This window comes from Rhodoferax sp. TS-BS-61-7 (assembly GCF_002943465.1).
Taxonomy (GTDB): domain Bacteria; phylum Pseudomonadota; class Gammaproteobacteria; order Burkholderiales; family Burkholderiaceae_C; genus Allorhodoferax.
Window position 1 is genome coordinate 508,031 of the sequence record NZ_PTQY01000001.1, and the last position, 16,182, is coordinate 524,212.

The 16,182-nt window shown below is 61.0% G+C and carries 12 protein-coding genes, 1 tRNA gene and 2 riboswitches; of the genes, 5 read left to right on the forward strand and 8 right to left on the reverse strand.

Annotation, left to right across the window (positions count from 1 at the left end; genetic code table 11):
* Positions 1-38 precede the first annotated feature (38 nt).
* On the reverse strand, positions 39-488 hold the full coding sequence (phaR, locus tag C5F53_RS02405) for a polyhydroxyalkanoate synthesis repressor PhaR (protein ID WP_105259720.1): 450 nt from the start codon (positions 486-488) through the stop codon (positions 39-41).
* A 118-nt stretch (positions 489-606) separates the two neighbouring features.
* Positions 607-683, reverse strand: a tRNA-Val gene (locus tag C5F53_RS02410).
* 147 nt (positions 684-830) lie between these two features.
* Between C5F53_RS02410 and C5F53_RS02415 the strand changes: the two genes are divergently transcribed.
* Entirely contained in the window at positions 831-1,589 is a 759-nt protein-coding gene (locus tag C5F53_RS02415) for a 3-hydroxyacyl-CoA dehydrogenase (protein ID WP_105259721.1), read from the forward strand.
* Positions 1,590-1,662: 73 nt separating this feature from the next.
* Here the strand turns inward: C5F53_RS02415 and C5F53_RS02420 are convergent, their stop codons facing one another.
* Together C5F53_RS02420 and C5F53_RS02425 are read right to left on the reverse strand one after the other, a co-directional pair.
* The gene (locus C5F53_RS02420) at positions 1,663-2,562 is read right to left on the reverse strand and encodes a DMT family transporter (RefSeq protein ID WP_105259722.1); all 900 of its coding nucleotides are present in this window, start codon (positions 2,560-2,562) and stop codon (positions 1,663-1,665) included.
* 30 nt (positions 2,563-2,592) lie between these two features.
* The gene (locus C5F53_RS02425; RefSeq protein WP_105259723.1) at positions 2,593-3,375 is read right to left on the reverse strand and encodes an SDR family oxidoreductase; all 783 of its coding nucleotides are present in this window, start codon (positions 3,373-3,375) and stop codon (positions 2,593-2,595) included.
* A 136-nt stretch (positions 3,376-3,511) separates the two neighbouring features.
* On the opposite strand from C5F53_RS02425, the gene C5F53_RS02430 reads away from it, so the two are divergent.
* Entirely contained in the window at positions 3,512-5,203 is a 1,692-nt protein-coding gene (locus C5F53_RS02430) for an electron transfer flavoprotein-ubiquinone oxidoreductase (RefSeq protein ID WP_105259724.1), read from the forward strand.
* Positions 5,204-5,229: 26 nt separating this feature from the next.
* On the opposite strand, the gene C5F53_RS02435 is transcribed toward C5F53_RS02430, so the two are convergent.
* The 4 genes from C5F53_RS02435 to C5F53_RS02450 all read right to left on the reverse strand — a co-directional run bounded on the left by C5F53_RS02435 (position 5,230) and on the right by C5F53_RS02450 (position 11,046).
* On the reverse strand, positions 5,230-6,747 hold the full coding sequence (locus C5F53_RS02435) for a SpoVR family protein (RefSeq protein WP_236635231.1): 1,518 nt from the start codon (positions 6,745-6,747) through the stop codon (positions 5,230-5,232).
* A 113-nt stretch (positions 6,748-6,860) separates the two neighbouring features.
* The gene (locus C5F53_RS02440) at positions 6,861-8,129 is read right to left on the reverse strand and encodes a YeaH/YhbH family protein (protein ID WP_105259726.1); all 1,269 of its coding nucleotides are present in this window, start codon (positions 8,127-8,129) and stop codon (positions 6,861-6,863) included.
* A 109-nt stretch (positions 8,130-8,238) separates the two neighbouring features.
* Entirely contained in the window at positions 8,239-10,161 is a 1,923-nt protein-coding gene (locus tag C5F53_RS02445; RefSeq protein WP_105259727.1) for a PrkA family serine protein kinase, read from the reverse strand.
* Between the two features lie 168 nt (positions 10,162-10,329).
* A complete protein-coding gene (locus C5F53_RS02450) occupies positions 10,330-11,046 on the reverse strand; it encodes a 1-acyl-sn-glycerol-3-phosphate acyltransferase (protein ID WP_105259728.1) in 717 nt (238 codons plus the stop codon).
* Positions 11,047-11,200: 154 nt separating this feature from the next.
* Positions 11,201-11,303, forward strand: a riboswitch (glycine riboswitch).
* 16 nt (positions 11,304-11,319) lie between these two features.
* Positions 11,320-11,446, forward strand: a riboswitch (glycine riboswitch).
* Positions 11,447-11,509: 63 nt separating this feature from the next.
* Between C5F53_RS02450 and gcvT the strand changes: the two genes are divergently transcribed.
* The 3 genes from gcvT (at position 11,510) to gcvP (ending at position 16,137) form a co-directional block, all read left to right on the forward strand.
* Positions 11,510-12,670, forward strand: coding sequence for a glycine cleavage system aminomethyltransferase GcvT (gene gcvT / locus C5F53_RS02455; protein ID WP_105259729.1), 1,161 nt, complete (start codon positions 11,510-11,512; stop codon positions 12,668-12,670).
* Positions 12,671-12,760: 90 nt separating this feature from the next.
* On the forward strand, positions 12,761-13,129 hold the full coding sequence (gcvH, locus tag C5F53_RS02460) for a glycine cleavage system protein GcvH (RefSeq protein WP_105259730.1): 369 nt from the start codon (positions 12,761-12,763) through the stop codon (positions 13,127-13,129).
* 116 nt (positions 13,130-13,245) lie between these two features.
* On the forward strand, positions 13,246-16,137 hold the full coding sequence (gene gcvP, locus C5F53_RS02465) for an aminomethyl-transferring glycine dehydrogenase (protein ID WP_105259731.1): 2,892 nt from the start codon (positions 13,246-13,248) through the stop codon (positions 16,135-16,137).
* Positions 16,138-16,182: the final 45 nt, after the last annotated feature.

Here is a 16,182-nt window from a genome sequence, read left to right on the forward strand (position 1 = left end):
CAATCCATAGAAGCAGCGCCGCCACCCACCGAATACGACTAGCGCTTCAGGCCAAAGGTGCCGAGGAACTGCTCTGTTTGTTTCTGCATTTGTTCCTGCATTTGCTGGAACACGTTGTTGCTCATGACACCCTGCACCATGGGTGCCTGCATGTCCATCAGCGCTTGCATGTTCTTCTCCAAGTACCCACCCATCATGCCCTGCATGGCATGGCCATAAAAGCGAATGATGTGCGAAAGCACTGGTGTGGTGAACATGGGCGAACCATTCGCCTCTTCTTCCAGAATGATCTGCAACAAGATGCTGCGCGTGATGTCTTCACCCGACTTGGCATCCACCACAGAAAACACTTCACTGTCCATCACCAACTGCTTGATCTCTGCCAACGTGATGTAGGTCGAGGTGTCGGTGTCGTAGAGGCGGCGATTGGGGTATTTTTTGATGACCCGCTGCGACTTCTTGGAATCTTTGGAAGAGGTTTTTTGCATTGCGATCGCTCGTCACTCAACGTGGGAGCCAAAATGGTGTTGCACTGCAGCACATTCTAGGGAGTGACCGCCTGGCATTGACCTAGGATAACCCTAGGAGCAGGAGATATTGGAAATTTGGTAGGCGCAATTGGACTCGAACCAACGACCCCCACCATGTCAAGGTGGTGCTCTAACCAGCTGAGCTATGCGCCTACATATATCCGAGAGGCCGAAGTATAGCAGCAAACTTGACCCATCCCGGACTGACGCGTGCGAAAGCTGACATTGGGCACGCGACGCTGCGCCATAATTGACGTTTACGTAAACGTAAACAAATCCAACCAACCCAAGGAGTTTTCTATGGATATCGCAGGCAAAGTCTTTATCGTCACGGGCGGCGCATCCGGTTTGGGCGAAGGCACCGCACGCATGCTGGCGGCCAAAGGCGGCAAGGTGGTAATCGCCGACATGCAGGCCGAAAAAGGCGAAGCCATTGCCAAAGACATTGGTGGCGCGTTTATTAAATGCGACGTGAGCAATGAAGCTGACGGCCAAGCCGTGGTGGCCAAGGCCGTATCACTGGGCAAGCTCATGGGCCTGGTGAACTGCGCTGGCATTGCCCCCGCAGAAAAGACTGTAGGCAAAAACGGTGCGCACGCATTGGCATCCTTCAGCAAGACCATCACCGTCAACCTGATTGGCAGCTTCAATATGATTCGCCTGGCCGCAGACGCCATGAGCAAGAACGACCCCGAAGCCACGGGTGAGCGTGGCACGATGATCTCCACCGCTTCGGTGGCAGCCTACGATGGACAAATTGGCCAGGCCGCTTACAGCGCTTCTAAGGGTGGCGTAGTGGGCATGACCTTGCCGATTGCGCGCGACCTGGCACGCAATGGCATCCGCAACATGACGATTGCCCCCGGGATTTTTGGTACGCCCATGCTGTTCTCCATGCCACAAGAAGTACAAGATGCACTCGCTGCCGGTGTGCCCTTCCCTTCGCGCCTGGGCACGCCGCAGGACTACGCCAAGCTGGCCGTGCACATCTTTGAGAATGACATGCTCAACGGCGAAGTGATCCGCCTGGACGGCGCTATTCGCCTGGCACCGAAGTAAGCGTCACAAACGCTTAAGCGCCGCCGGGCCGCCCCAAGGCGCGAAGGCCCCTTGGGGGGCCGGAGCGTGGGGGCTATTTGTGCGCCTGGATGGACGCGATGATGCCCAGCACAAACACCGCACTGGCCAGCAGTTGCAGCCATTGCGGCCACACGCCGTAACCCACAAACGCGTAGAGCAAGGCGAACAGCGTCTCGCTCACAATCAGCTGGCCGCACAGACTGGCGCTCAGACGGCGGCTGGCGATGTTCCACAAAACGGTGGCCAGCCAGGCCGACCCCACCCCAGTTGCTATACAAACCATAGCTGCTTGCGCAATATCTGCGTGGGCTAGCAGTGCTTTCGGCTCTGAACCTAACACCAACCACAACGCCACGGCACCCATGCCCGACGCAACGCCCAGCCAGTTGGTCCAGTCCGTCACATTCACGTCATGGTGGTGCTTGAGCCAGGTCGAGTTCAGCACCGCAAATGCGGTCCAGCAAAGCATGGACAACAGTGCAAAGCCAATGCCGCGCCAGTAGACCCAGCCCTGCGCGGCGTGCGCTGCGGCACCGGTCGTCTCCGTGCCCATCATCAAAAGCACACCGGTAATGGTGAGCAGCAAACCCGGCAGCAGACTGCGCCACAGCAGATGCTCGGGCTTGCCCAGCAGCATCACCCAAATGGGAATGGTGCCAATGATGAGCGTGGGCACCTCTACCCCCGCGTCGCGGATGGACAGCACCAGCAGCAGGTAGTAGCCCGAGAAGCCCAACACACTCAAACCCAGTGCTGCACCCAACTGGCTCACAGTGGGCCAGCGCCGCTTGCCACGTGCGAACAACATCACCAGTAGCGCCGTGAGGCCATAGCTGGCAAAGCGGCCCGCGGCCAGATCTACCGCAGCCAAGCCCGGCGCCAGCGCCGGGGCCACAAACACCAGGCCCCACAACGCTCCCGCCGCCAACCCGGCCAGAATGCCGACTAGCAAACCCGCACCCGACGCTTCAAACGCAAGCCCTCAAATACCAAAACCATCGTCTGCAGCAATCACGGCTCCATTGATAAAGTGGCTTTGGTCCGAACACAACGTAACCAGAATGGCGTCCAGGTCCTGCGGGTGGCCAATGCGTTTGCGCGGCAGCATCTGCACCAGCTTCTGGCCCGCATCGGTCTGCCAGTGGTGGTGGTTGATTTCGGTATCGATGTAGCCCGGACACAGCGCGTTGACGTTGATGCCGAACTTGCCCCACTCCAGCGCCTGCGCCTTGGTCATCTGGATGATGGCGGCCTTGCTCATGCAATACACCCCGATTTGTGGCAACACCCGCAGCCCCGCCATGGACGCAATATTCACAATACGCCCGCCCGTGTAACTGCCAGGCGCCGAGCCCTTGGCCCGGGCCAGCATGCGTTTGCCCACTTCTTGCGCTACAAAAAAAGCGCCCTTCACATTGGTGTTGAACATGAAGTCGTAATCATCGGGCGACACATCCTGCAGGCGCTGCGTGGTGCTCACGCCAGAGTTGTTGATCAGGATGTCGATCGAACCCACTTCCGTCTCCGCGTGGGCCACGGCTGACTTGATGGAGTCGTGGTCGGTCACGTCCAGTTCCACCACATGGGCATCGCCCCCCTGCCCGGTGATTTCGGCGCGCAGGTCTTTGAGTTTGTCCACTCGGCGACTGGCCAGCACCACCGCCGCGCCCGCGGCCGCCAAAGTTTTGGCGAACTGCGCCCCCAGTCCACCGGATGCGCCCGTAATGAAAGCGACACGCCCTGAGAGATCGATGCTGTAAGCCATTTAGAGTGCCTCCTCAAAATAAAAAGAACGACCGTTCTTTTTTGTGAATTCAGCGAATAAAATCCAATTCCAGTTCGGTGCACCTGTGCATGCGCAGGCCGATCAGAAGACCACCCATTATTAAGCGAGACACCCCATGACAAACCAGGAAATTCTGGCCCAGTTCGGCCCCCGTGAATCCATGGAATACGACGTGGTCGTCGTTGGTGGTGGGCCTGGTGGTCTGGCCACTGCGATTCGCCTCAAGCAGCTGGCGGCAGACCAAGGTAAAGACATCTCCGTGGTGGTGTTGGAGAAGGGCTCCGAGCCCGGCGCACACATTCTCTCGGGCGCCATCATGGACCCCAAGGCCTTGACCGAGCTGATCCCGAACTGGAAAGAACTGGGTGCCCCACTCAACCAGCCCGTGACTGATGACGCGTACATCTTCTTGGGTGAAAAAACCGGCGTGCGCGTGCCCAATATGGTCTTGCCCCCCTTTGCCCACAACGATGGCAACTACATCGTGAGCCTGGGCGCTGTCACCAAGTGGATGGCCGAACAGGCCGAAGCCCTGGGCGTGGAAATTTTCCCCGGCTTCACCGCAGCCGAGGTGCTCTACAACGAGGACGGCTCCGTCAAGGGCGTGGCCACCGGCAATATGGGTGTGGGCAAGGACGGCGAACCCACCGAAAACTTCCAGCTCGGCATGGAATTGCTGGGCAAGTACACCGTGTTTGCCGAAGGTGCACGCGGCCATCTGGGCAAGCAGCTCATCGCCAAGTACAAGCTCGACGAAGGCCGCGATCCACAAAGCTTTGGTATCGGCATCAAGGAACTGTGGGAGATTGACCTCAGCCGCCACAAACCCGGCTTTGTGATGCACACCGCGGGTTGGCCCATGGAGTCGGACACCTATGGCGGTGCATTCCTGTATCACCTGGACGGCAACAAGGTTGCTTTGGGCTTCGTCACCGGCCTGGGCTATTCCAACCCCTATCTGAGCCCGTTTGAAGAATTCCAGCGCTGGAAGACCCACCCCAATGTGCGCTACTACTTTGAGAACGACAAAGGCGAAGTCACGGCCAAACGCCTGGGCTACGGCGCCCGCGCGATCAACGCCAGCGGCATCAACGCCCTGCCCAAGACCGTGTTCCCCGGCGGCTGCCTGATCGGCTGCAACGCCGGCTACCTGAACGTGGGCCGCATCAAGGGCAGCCATGCCGCCATCAAGACCGGCATGCAGGCCGCTGAGGCTGCGTATGACGCCGTGGTGGCCGGCCGCCAGCACGACGAGCTCAGCGCCTACCCCGAAGCGTTTGAGAAGAGCTGGCTGCACACCGAACTGAACAAGGACCGCAACTTCAAGAACTGGTTCAAGTACGGCCTGACGGTGGCAACCCTCATGAACGGCTTTGAGCAGTTCGTGCTGCGTGGCCACATTCCCTGGACGCTACGCCGGGACAAGCCCGACCACGCCTACCTCAAGCCCGCTGCCGAGTGCAAGCCCATCGTCTACCCCAAGCCCGATGGCAAACTCACCTTCGACCGCTTGAGCAGCGTGTTCATCAGCAACACCAATCACGAAGAGCAGCAGCCCGCGCACTTGACGCTCAAAGACGCGTCTGTGCCCGTGAGCATCAACCTGGCCAAATACGCCGGCCCCGAGGCTCGCTACTGCCCGGCTGGTGTGTACGAGTTTGTGAAGAACGAAGACAACACCGACCGCCTGCAGATCAACGCGCAAAACTGTGTGCACTGCAAAACCTGCGATATCAAAGACCCCACACAAAACATCGTCTGGGTGACGCCGGAAGGCGGCGGCGGCCCCAACTACGCGGGGATGTAAAAAAACGGGGCTGACAGCCCCTTTTTTTATGCCGGTGCCGCCACGCTCCACTGTCGCGTGACCTCGCCCGCGTTGTTCACGCTCTCCAGCGCCACGCCAAAACCCCAAAGCCGCGCCGTGTGCTTGAGCACCTCCAGCGTGCTCTCACCCAAAGGCCGATTTTGGTACTGCGTGTGCCTCAGCGTGAGCATGCGGTCACCGCGCAGATTTACGTTCCAGACCTGGACATTGGGTTCCCGCGTACCAAGGTCGTACTGCTGGGACAGCGATTGGCGCAGCTCGCGGTAGCCAATCGCGTCGTGGATGGCAGCCACTTCCAGCTGTGTATTTTTCTCGTCGTCGTGGACAGCAAACAGCCGCATGTCGCGCATCAACTTCGGGCTCAAAAACTGCCCGATAAAGCTCTCATCCTTGAAGTTGCGCATGGCGTGGTCCAGCGTGGGCAGCCAGGGACTTCCGGCAATGTCGGGAAACCACGCGCGGTCTTCGTCAGTCGGTGCGTCGCAGATGCGCTTGATGTCGGTGTACATGGCAAAGCCCAGCGCATAGGGATTAATGCCGCTATAAGCCCGGTGGCCCACGGGGGGCTGAAAGATCACGTTGGTGTGCGAGCTCAGCCACTCCATCATCATGCCGTTGCTCAGGTGGCCATCGTCATACAACGTGTTGAGCAGCTTGTGGTGCCAGAACGTGGCCCAACCCTCGTTCATCACCTGGGTCTGGCGCTGCGGGTAAAAGTACTGCGCGATCTTGCGCACCAGGCGTACCACTTCACGCTGCCAGGGCTCCAGCAAAGGCGCATTCTTCTCAATGAAGTACAGCAGATTCTCCTGCGGCTCTGGCGGAAAGCGCTGGCTCTCGGGCGCATCGTCAGGTTTGTCTGCCCCTTTGGGCACGGTGCGCCACAAGTCATTGACCTGTTGCTGGGCATAGGCTTCGCGGGCCTTGCGCGCACTGAGCTCCTGCGCCAAGCTCTTCTTGCTGGGTCGGCGGTAACGGTCCACCCCAAAGTTGGCCAGTGCGTGGCAAGAATCCAAAAATAGCTCTACCGTCTCTAGCCCATAGCGTTCCTCGCATTCGCTGATGTAGCGGCGCGCGAACACCAGGTAGTCGATGATGCTGGAGGCGTCCGTCCACATGCGGAACAGGTAGTTGCCTTTGAAGAAGCTGTTGTGGCCATAGGCCGCGTGCGCAATCACCAGCGCCTGCATGGCCGTGGTGTTTTCCTCCATCAGGTAGCTGATGCAGGGGTCGGAATTGATGACGATTTCGTAGGCCAGGCCCATGTGTCCACGGCGGTAACGTTTGTCGGTGGCGATGAACTCTTTGCCGTAGCTCCAGTGCCGGTAGTTGATGGGCATGCCCACGCTGGCGTAGGCGTCCATCATCTGCTCGGCCGTGATGATCTCCAGCTGGTTGGCGTAGGTGTCCAGGCCAAAGCGGGCCGCGGTCTCGCGGATCACATCGTGGTAGTGCTCGATCAGCTCAAAGGTCCAATCGCTGCTATCTGGTAACGGCTCCTTCGCGCGCGGCGGCGCTGGCATGGGCTCTTGCAAGACGATGCGCGTACGGCGCTCGCCGCTGGGCGGAATGCGGGCTGGGTCGTCCAGATGCCGATGCTCCACCGGGCGCTGGGCAAGGATGGGAAGCAGGTCGCTCATGCGGTTTCTCCTTCCTTCTTGAACAGGTCCCGAAACACCGGGTAGATGTGCTCGGGTTCGGTCACCTTGCGGATGGCAAAGTTGGCGTGTTCTTCCGCCAGCTGGGTGTATTCCTCCCACAGGTCCTGCTCAGTATCGGCCACCTGCACATAGGCAAAGTAGCGACACAGTGGCAGCAGCGCATCGTTGAGCAGATCGCGGCAGCGCCCGCTGTCGTTGCTGAAATTGTCACCATCGCTGGCCTGGGCGCCGTATATGTTCCACTCGGATGCAGGGTAGCGTTGCTCCAGAATTTTTTGCATCAGCTCCAGCGCGCTGCTAACCACGGTGCCGCCGCTCTCGGTCGCGTGGAAGAAAGTATCCTCATCTACCTCCTGCGCCTGCGTGTGGTGGCGGATGAAGACGATGTCGATCTTCTCGTAGTGGCGGGTCAGAAACAGATAAAGCAGGATGAAGAACTGCTTGGCCAGGCCCTTGCGCTCTTCGTCCATGGAGCCGGACACATCCATCAGGCAAAACATCACCGCCTTGGACGTAGGCACCGGCGTTTTAACCCGGCCGCGGAACCGCAAATCCACCGGATCCAGAAACGGGATCTTCTTGATTCGCAGCTCTAGCTCCTGGATCTCCTGGCGCAGCGTGCGTATCTCGGGCTCGTGCCCCACAGGCGTGCGTTCCAGCTCTGCCAGCAGCCGCTTCTTTTGTGCCAATTCACGCCGTGCGCCCGCTCCCAAGGCCAGCCGACGCCCCAGCGCACCGCGCATGGAGCGCAGGATGTGCAGGTTGTTGGGCGTTCCGTCGCGTGTGTAGCCCGCGCGGTGGGTTTTCCATTCGGGCGCGTCGCCAATCTGGGTGCGCATGAGGTGCGGCAAGGCCAGGCCCTCGAAGAACACCTGCATGAACTCTTCCTTGCTCAGCGTGAAGACAAAGTCGTCTTCGCCCTCCCCCGAATCGCTGGCCTGCCCCTTGCCACCGCCCGCACCACCCTGCGGGCGCTTGATGCGGTCGCCACGCAGGTGATCGGTATTGCCGGGGTGCACGGTGTCGCGCACGCCGCCCTCGCCGTGGTGGAACACGGGTTCGCTGATGTCTTTCTTGGGAATGGTGATGTTCTCGGCCTGCTCGATATCGCGGATGCCGCGGCCTGTCACGGCCTTGCGCACCGCCTCACGGATCTGCTCCTGGTGGCGACGCAAAAACCGCTCCCGGTTGCCAATGGACTTGTTCTTGCCCGCCAGCCGGCGGTCAACGATTTGCAGTGCCATGTCAACCCTTCAACAAAACCTCTTGCCGCTGCGCCGGGCCACCCCAAGCAAGGCAGCGCCCCCTCGGGGGGCAGCGCAGTACACGAAGTGACAAGCGTGGGGGCTCCATTCACGAACTCTTGCGCACCCGCAGGTACCACTCGCACAGCAAGCGCACCTGTTTGGCGGTGTAGCCTTTTTCCACCATGCGCGTCACAAAGTCTTCGTGCTTCTTGGCTTCGTCCGCACTGGCCTTGGCGTTGAAGCTGATCACGGGCAGCAGCTCTTCGGTGTTGGAGAACATCTTTTTCTCGATCACCTGGCGCAGCTTTTCGTAGCTGGTCCACGCCGGGTTCTTGCCCTGGTTGTTGGCGCGCGCCCGCAGCACAAAATTCACAATCTCGTTGCGGAAGTCCTTGGGGTTGGCAATGCCCGCGGGCTTCTCGATCTTCTCCAGCTCTGCGTTCAGCGCCACGCGGTCAAACACTTCACCCGTATCGGTGTCGCGGTACTCGTTGTCCTGGATCCAGTAGTCAGCATAGGTCACGTAGCGGTCAAAAATGTTTTGTCCGTATTCGCTGTAGCTCTCCAGATAGGCTTTCTGGATTTCCTTGCCGATGAACTCGGCATAGCGCGGGGCCAACAGCTCCTTGATGAAGCCGGTGTACTTCTGCTCCAGATCGGCCGGAAACTGCTCGCGCTCGATCTGCTGCTCCAGCACATACATCAGGTGCACCGGGTTGGCGGCCACCTCGGCGCTGTCGAAGTTGAACACCTTGGACAAAATCTTGAACGCAAAACGGGTGGACACGCCGTTCATGCCCTCGTCCATACCCGCGTAGTCGCGGTACTCGTGGTAGCTCTTGGCGCGCGGATCGGTGTCCTTTAGGCTCTCGCCGTCGTACACCTCCATCTTGCTGTACAGGCTGGAGTTTTCAGGCTCCTTCAGCCGGGTGAGGATGGCAAACTGGCTCATCATCTTCAGCGTGCCCGGGGCGCACTTGGCCTGGCCCAACGACGAATCGCGAATCAGTTTTTCGTAAATCTTGATCTCTTCGCTCACGCGCAGGCAGTACGGCACCTTGACGATGTAGATGCGGTCCAGAAACGCTTCGTTGTGTTTGTTGTTGCGGAAGGCCTTCCACTCGCTCTCGTTGCTGTGGGCCAGCACAATGCCATCAAACGGAATCGCCCCAAAGCCCTCGGTGCCCTTGAAGTTGCCCTCCTGCGTAGCAGTCAGCAAAGGGTGAAGCACCTTGATGGGCGCCTTGAACATTTCCACAAATTCCAGCAGCCCCTGGTTTGCTAGGCAAAGACCGCCCGAGAAGCTGTAAGCATCGGGGTCGTCCTGCGAAAAGCTCTCCAACTTGCGAATGTCCACCTTGCCCACCAGGGATGAAATATCCTGGTTGTTCTCGTCGCCGGGCTCGGTCTTGGCCACACCAATCTGACGCAAGGTGTTGGGGAAACGTTTGACCACCTTGAACTGACGGATGTCCCCACCAAACTCGTCCAGCCGCTTCACGGCCCACGGCGACAGGATACGCTGCAGGTAACGCGGCGGAATGCCATAACTCTCTTGCAACACCGGGCCGTCTTCCACCGCATCAAACAGGCCCAACGGACTTTCGTTCACCGGCGAGCCTTTGATCGCATAAAACGGCACTTGCTGCATGAGGTGTTTGAGGCGTTCGGCCAGCGAACTTTTGCCGCCGCCTACCGGGCCCAGCAAGTAGAGGATTTGCTTGCGCTCTTCCAGCCCTTGCGCCGCATGGCGGAAGTAGCTCACCACCTGCTCGATGGCGTCTTCCATGCCATAAAACTCGGAGAAGGCGGGATACACCTTGATGAGCTTGTTGGCAAAGATGCGCGAGAGCTGCGGGTTGTTACGAGTGTCCAGCACCACCGGCTCACCGATGGCGGCCAACATGCGCTCAGCCGCTGTGGCGTAAGTGAGCGGGTTGCGTTTGCACTCAGCCAGATACTCGTCCAGAGTCATCTCTTCTTCGCGGCTGCGTGCGTGGCGGGCTACGTAGTTACCAATGGCGTCCATAAGACCTCCGGGCTGGAACAACAAACCTGAATCCCTAGCGGCAGATTCTCGATTTCAGTATATGCCTTGGACTGCGGCGCAGTCCAGTTGGTTCCCCACCCGGATGTTGTTTGGAAAGCGAATAAACGCGCTGCAATGCCCCCGCTTATTGCAGGACCCGGCAACGCACTAGACCAGCTGTGCGTCCAGCGTGTCCAGGCAGGTCGCCATCTGTGTTCGGCAGCGCTCCATCAGCGCGGGCATGTCGTCCAAGGTCATGCCAGTGGTGGCGATAGGCGGCAAGGTGTGGATGACGATGGTGCCGCTGTGCCAGCGATTGAGATTCATGCTGCGTTTGTAGTTGCTGCAGCACAGGGGGATGATGGGCACACCCGCGTTAATGGCCATCTGGAAGGCCCCTTTCTTGAACGGGAGCAAGCCCCGGCCCAGGTTGCGCGTGCCCTCTGCAAACACCCAGATCGAGGTGTCCTGGTGCTGCATCACATCGGTAGTTTTGAGCATGGCCTGCTTGGCCTTGAAGGCATTGCCCCGGTCGATCAGGATGTTGCCGGCCAACCAGTAAATCTGGCCAAAGAAGGGGATCCACTTCAGGCTCTTCTTGCCCAGCGACACGGTGCGCCGCGGCACCGAGCAGCCCAGCACAAACAAGTCCCAGTTGGACTGGTGGTTGGCCACGATCACAAAGGGGTTGGGTTGCGCCAGCATGCCCTCCGTTTCCAGCCGCACTGTGAGCCCCAGAAGGCGCAAGGCGGGTGCCGAATACATCCAGCCACACAGGCGCGAGTTGTCGGGGTTGAACGGACGGGCAAAACAAATGACGAAATTGATTGCCGAAGCCACCAGAAAGTAGAGGCCCAGCATGGCGAGGCGGAGGATGTAGAGCATGCAGGCGCGGCCCGTAAGGAAGATGAAATACCGCTGGAGATGTGGCGGCGCGAACGGACAGGAGTTTAGGCCAGCCCGCGTGGGCAGACTTTGCGGCACATCAGATCGGCCACGTCCGCTTGGGGCCGATACCCAACGGCGGCTGGTTTAGAATGCTGCCCAGTCAGGAGAGAGCTTCCCCCGCGGAGGCCGCCGAAGGCGCAGGACGGCTGATTGCAGCGGTCTGAACGCTCAGGCAAAAGGACTGACATCCGTTGATGGCTTGGCTATCAACGACACCCCACTGGAGAGAGGCTGCAGCACTTGGTGCACAGCCCACCGAAGGAGCAACCCGCAGTCTGCGCACACCGTGCACGCAGGCCCGGCGAATCTCTCAGGTAAAGCGGACAGCGGGGGCAGCACCGGGCGGGCGCAGCCATGCACTCGCCCCGGGTTTTGACTTGCCCCTACCTGGATTGCCGCCATGTCCGCCACCGACACCGCTTTGTTGACCACCCCGCTGAACGCGCTGCACATTGAGCTGGGCGCCCGCATGGTGCCGTTTGCCGGCTATTCCATGCCCGTGCAGTACCCCGCCGGCCTGATGGCCGAGCACCACCACACCCGCAACGCCGCGGGCCTGTTCGATGTGTCCCACATGGGCCAGCTGCGCTTGGTCGGCCCCGATGCGGCGGCGGCGTTCGAAACGCTGATGCCCGTGGACGTGATGGACCTGGCCGTGGGCAAGCAGCGCTATGGCCTGCTGCTGACAGACGAAGGCACCATCATTGATGATCTGATGTTCTTCAACAAGGGCGACAACGAGCTCTTCGTCATCGTCAACGGCGCCTGCAAGGTGGGCGACATCGCCCACATCCAAGCCAAGATTGGCAGCCGCTGCCAAGTCGTCCCCCTGCCCGACTACGCGCTGCTGGCGCTGCAGGGCCCGCAGGCTGTGACCGCCCTCTCCCGCCTAGCACCTGGCGTAGAAAAGCTGGTGTTCATGACTGGTGGCAACTTCACGGTCGACACGGGCACGCAGAAGATCGACGTATTCTTGACCCGTAGCGGCTACACCGGTGAAGACGGCTTCGAGATTTCTGTCCACAACGACCACGCCGAAGCTCTCGCCCGCGCCCTGCTGGCCCAGCCCGAAGTCAAGCCGATTGGCCTGGGCGCACGCAACTCCCTGCGCCTGGAAGCCGGCCTGTGCCTGTATGGCAATGACATCGACACCACCACCACCCCGGTCGAAGCCAGTCTGCTGTGGGCCATGCAAAAGGTGCGCCGCGCGGGTGGTGCCCGCGAAGGTAGTTTCCCGGGCGCTACAAAAATACTAGCTGCTCTCGCAGATTCCACGGGGGCTAGCGGCCAAAAAGGCACCAAAAAACGCGTGGGACTGATCGCCCTGGAACGCATCCCCGTGCGTGACCACACCGAGCTGCAGGACGGCAACGGCAACAAGATCGGCGAGGTGACCAGCGGCCTGCTCGGCCCCACCATCGACAAGCCCGTGGCCATGGGCTATGTGGACGCGGCATGGGCGGCTGTGGGCACCAAAGTGGTGGCCATCGTGCGCGGCAAACCCGTACCCATGGAAGTCAGCGCCATGCCCTTTGTGCCCACGCGCTACTACCGCGGCTAAACCACCAGGCCGGGGCGGCTAAAGTCTGTCCTGGCAGGTTCGTTTTTATTGTTTTATTTCTTTCCAACATCCGTTTTTCAGGAGCTCTCCATGCCCATCCAGTACACCCCCGACCACGAATGGCTCAATGTTGAAGGTGGCATCGCCACCGTGGGCATCACCCACCACGCGCAGGACGCGCTGGGCGACGTGGTGTTTGTGGACCTGCCCGAAGTGGGCGCCTCCATTGACGCCAAGGCCGTGGCCGGCGTGGTCGAGTCCGTCAAGGCCGCTGCCGACGTCTACATGCCCGTGACCGGCGAGATCACCGAAGTGAACGAAGCCCTGCGCGCCGACCCCAGCCTGGCCAACACCGACCCGCTGGGCGCCGGCTGGTTCTTCAAGGTCAAGCTGTCCAACCCCGCCGAACTCGACGGCCTGATGGACGAAACCAGCTACTCCGCCTTCTCCGCGGGCTAAGCCCCCACGCTCCGCCGCTGTGCGGGTCGCTGCCCCCCCCGAGGGGGCTAATTTCCCTTGGGGCGGCCCGGCGGGAAATTGCCCTTTCAACCTCTAACTAATAAGCCTGAACGTCCATGCCAACGACCCCTGCCTCCACCCTCGCACAGCTGGAAAACGCCAGCGAATTCCACGCACGCCACATCGGCATCGATGCGGCCGACGAAGCGCTGATGCTCCAAGCCATCGGCGAGACCTCGCGCCGTACGCTGATCGACAGCATCGTGCCGCGCAGCATTGCGCGCAGCAGCAAGATGGATATTCCCGCCGCGATCACCGAAGCGGCGGCGCTGGCCGAGATCAAGGTGCTGGCGGGCAAGAACAAGGTGCTCAAAAGCTTCATTGGCCAGGGCTACTACGGCACGCACACGCCTGGCGTGATCCTGCGCAACATCCTGGAAAACCCCGCCTGGTACACCGCCTACACGCCCTACCAGGCCGAGATTTCGCAGGGCCGCATGGAAGCGCTGGTGAACTTCCAGACCATGGTGTGTGACCTGACCGGCATGCCCATGGCCAATGCGTCCATGCTGGACGAAGCCACCGCCGCGGCCGAAGCCATGACGCTGGCCAAGCGCAGTGTCAAAAGCAAGAGCAATGTGTTTGTGGTGGCTGGCGACTGCCACCCGCAAACCATTGAGGTGATCCAGACGCGCGCCGCGCCGCTGGGCATCACCGTCCTGCTTGCCAACTCCGCGCCCGAGTGGGAAGCCGCGCTGGCAGGCGACTACTTTGCTGTGCTGGCCCAGTACCCCGCCACCAGCGGCCGCATTGACGACCTGCGTGCCGACGTAGCGCTGGTGCACAGCAAACAAGCCGCCTTCATCGTGGCCGCCGACCTGCTGGCGCTCACGCTGCTCACGCCACCCGGCGAATTTGACGCCGACATTGTGGTCGGCACCACCCAGCGCTTCGGCATGCCGCTGTGCAACGGCGGCCCGCACGCCGCCTACATGGCCTGCCGCGACGAATACAAACGTTCCATGCCCGGCCGCATTGTGGGCGTGAGCATCGACACGCATGGCAACCCGGCCTACCGCCTGGCGCTGCAAACGCGCGAGCAACACATCCGCCGCGAAAAAGCCACCTCCAACATCTGCACCGCGCAAGTGCTGCCGGCCGTCATTGCCAGCATGTACGCCGTCTACCACGGCCCCGAAGGCCTGACCCGCATCGCCCAGCGCGTAGCCAAGTTCACCGCCATTCTGGCCAAGGGCTTGGAGCAACTGGGCCACACGCTGACCAGCGACGCCGTGTTTGACACCGTCACGGTCAAGACCGGGGATGCTACGAATTCGATAGCTGCTCGCGCAGTATCTGCGGGGGCTAACCTGCGAATTTACTTTAAAGATTACCTCTGCGTCAGCCTGGACGAAACCACCACGCGTGACGACCTGGCCCTGGTGTGGAGCCTGTTTGCCCAACCCGGCCAGGCCCTGCCCAGCGTGGACGCGCTGGAAGGCACCGCCGAGTCGCTGATCCCCGCCGCACTGCGCCGCACCTCCACATTCATGACGCACCCGGTGTTCAACACCCACCATTCCGAGACCGGCATGCTGCGCTACATCCGCATGCTGAGCGACAAGGACCTGGCGCTGGACCGCAGCATGATTCCGCTGGGCTCCTGCACCATGAAGCTCAACGCCACCAGCGAGATGATCCCCATCACCTGGCCCGAGTTCGCCAACATCCACCCCTTCTGCCCGGCCGACCAGCGCCAAGGTTATGCCGAGCTGGACGCACAACTGCGCGCCTGGCTGTGCGCGGCCACCGGGTATGCCGGCATCAGCCTGCAGCCCAACGCTGGCAGCCAGGGCGAATACGCAGGCCTGTTGGTCATTCAGGCGTACCACGCCAGCAAAGGCCAAAGCCACCGCAATATCTGCCTGATCCCCAGCAGCGCGCACGGCACCAACCCGGCCAGCGCGCAGATGGTGGGCATGCAAGTGGTAGTGACCAAGTGCGATGACAACGGCAACGTGGACATGGCCGACCTGCAAGCCAAGTGTGAACAGCACAGCGCCAACCTGGCCGCGGTGATGATCACCTACCCCAGCACCCACGGCGTGTTTGAAACCAGCGTGAAAGAGCTGTGCGCCCTGGTGCACCAGCACGGCGGCCGTGTGTACGTGGACGGCGCCAACATGAACGCGCTGGTAGGCACCGCAGCCCCCGGCGAGTTTGGCGGCGACGTGAGCCACCTGAACCTGCACAAAACCTTCTGCATCCCCCACGGCGGTGGTGGCCCCGGTGTCGGCCCCGTGTGTGTGGTGGCCGACCTCGTGCCCTTCCTGCCCGGGCACGCCACCGGTGGCGTTCCCGGCACAGGCGCAGTCAGCGCCGCGCCACTGGGCAATGCCGCCGTGCTACCCATCAGCTGGATGTACTGCCGAATGATGGGCGCCGACGGCCTGCAGCACGCGACCGAAGCGGCCATCCTAGCGGCCAACTACATCAGCGCGCGATTGACAGACCACTACCCCACGTTGTACGCCAGTGCCAACGGCCATGTGGCCCACGAGTGCATCTTGGATCTGCGTGGCTTCAAGGACACCTGCGGCGTGATGGCCGAAGACGTGGCCAAGCGTTTGATGGACTATGGCTTCCACGCGCCCACGCTGAGCTTCCCCGTGCCCAACACGCTGATGGTGGAACCCACCGAGAGCGAGACGTTGGCCGAGCTGGACCGCTTTATCAGCGCCATGATCGCCATCCGTGGCGAAATTGCACAAGTCGAAGCCGGAAGCTGGCCACAAGACAACAACCCTTTGAAGCATGCTCCCCATACTGCCGCCAGCTTGCTGGGCGCCGAATGGAACCGTCCCTACAGCCGCGAGGTGGGCGCCTTCCCGGTGGCCAGCCTGAAGGCGGTGAAGTACTGGCCCTCTGTGGGTCGGGTGGACAACGTATATGGCGACCGCAACCTGTTCTGCAGCTGCGTGCCCTTGTCGGAATACGCTGAAAGCTAAGTTGGAAATTTCAGGGTGGCACTGCATTGCATGCAGCCACCCTGG

What these genes read in the sequence shown, in the direction of transcription:
- C5F53_RS02435 (WP_236635231.1), bottom strand. Translation starts at nt 6,747, where the DNA reads ATGCCAGCGCCGCCGCGCGCGAAGGAGCCGTTACCAGATAGCAGCGAT.
- C5F53_RS02430 (WP_105259724.1), top strand. Translation starts at nt 3,512, where the DNA reads ATGACAAACCAGGAAATTCTGGCCCAGTTCGGCCCCCGTGAATCCATG.
- gcvT (WP_105259729.1), top strand. Translation starts at nt 11,510, where the DNA reads ATGTCCGCCACCGACACCGCTTTGTTGACCACCCCGCTGAACGCGCTG.
- C5F53_RS02440 (WP_105259726.1), bottom strand. Translation starts at nt 8,129, where the DNA reads ATGGCACTGCAAATCGTTGACCGCCGGCTGGCGGGCAAGAACAAGTCC.
- gcvH (WP_105259730.1), top strand. Translation starts at nt 12,761, where the DNA reads ATGCCCATCCAGTACACCCCCGACCACGAATGGCTCAATGTTGAAGGT.
- C5F53_RS02450 (WP_105259728.1), bottom strand. Translation starts at nt 11,046, where the DNA reads ATGCTCTACATCCTCCGCCTCGCCATGCTGGGCCTCTACTTTCTGGTG.
- C5F53_RS02445 (WP_105259727.1), bottom strand. Translation starts at nt 10,161, where the DNA reads ATGGACGCCATTGGTAACTACGTAGCCCGCCACGCACGCAGCCGCGAA.
- phaR (WP_105259720.1), bottom strand. Translation starts at nt 488, where the DNA reads ATGCAAAAAACCTCTTCCAAAGATTCCAAGAAGTCGCAGCGGGTCATC.
- C5F53_RS02425 (WP_105259723.1), bottom strand. Translation starts at nt 3,375, where the DNA reads ATGGCTTACAGCATCGATCTCTCAGGGCGTGTCGCTTTCATTACGGGC.
- gcvP (WP_105259731.1), top strand. Translation starts at nt 13,246, where the DNA reads ATGCCAACGACCCCTGCCTCCACCCTCGCACAGCTGGAAAACGCCAGC.
- C5F53_RS02415 (WP_105259721.1), top strand. Translation starts at nt 831, where the DNA reads ATGGATATCGCAGGCAAAGTCTTTATCGTCACGGGCGGCGCATCCGGT.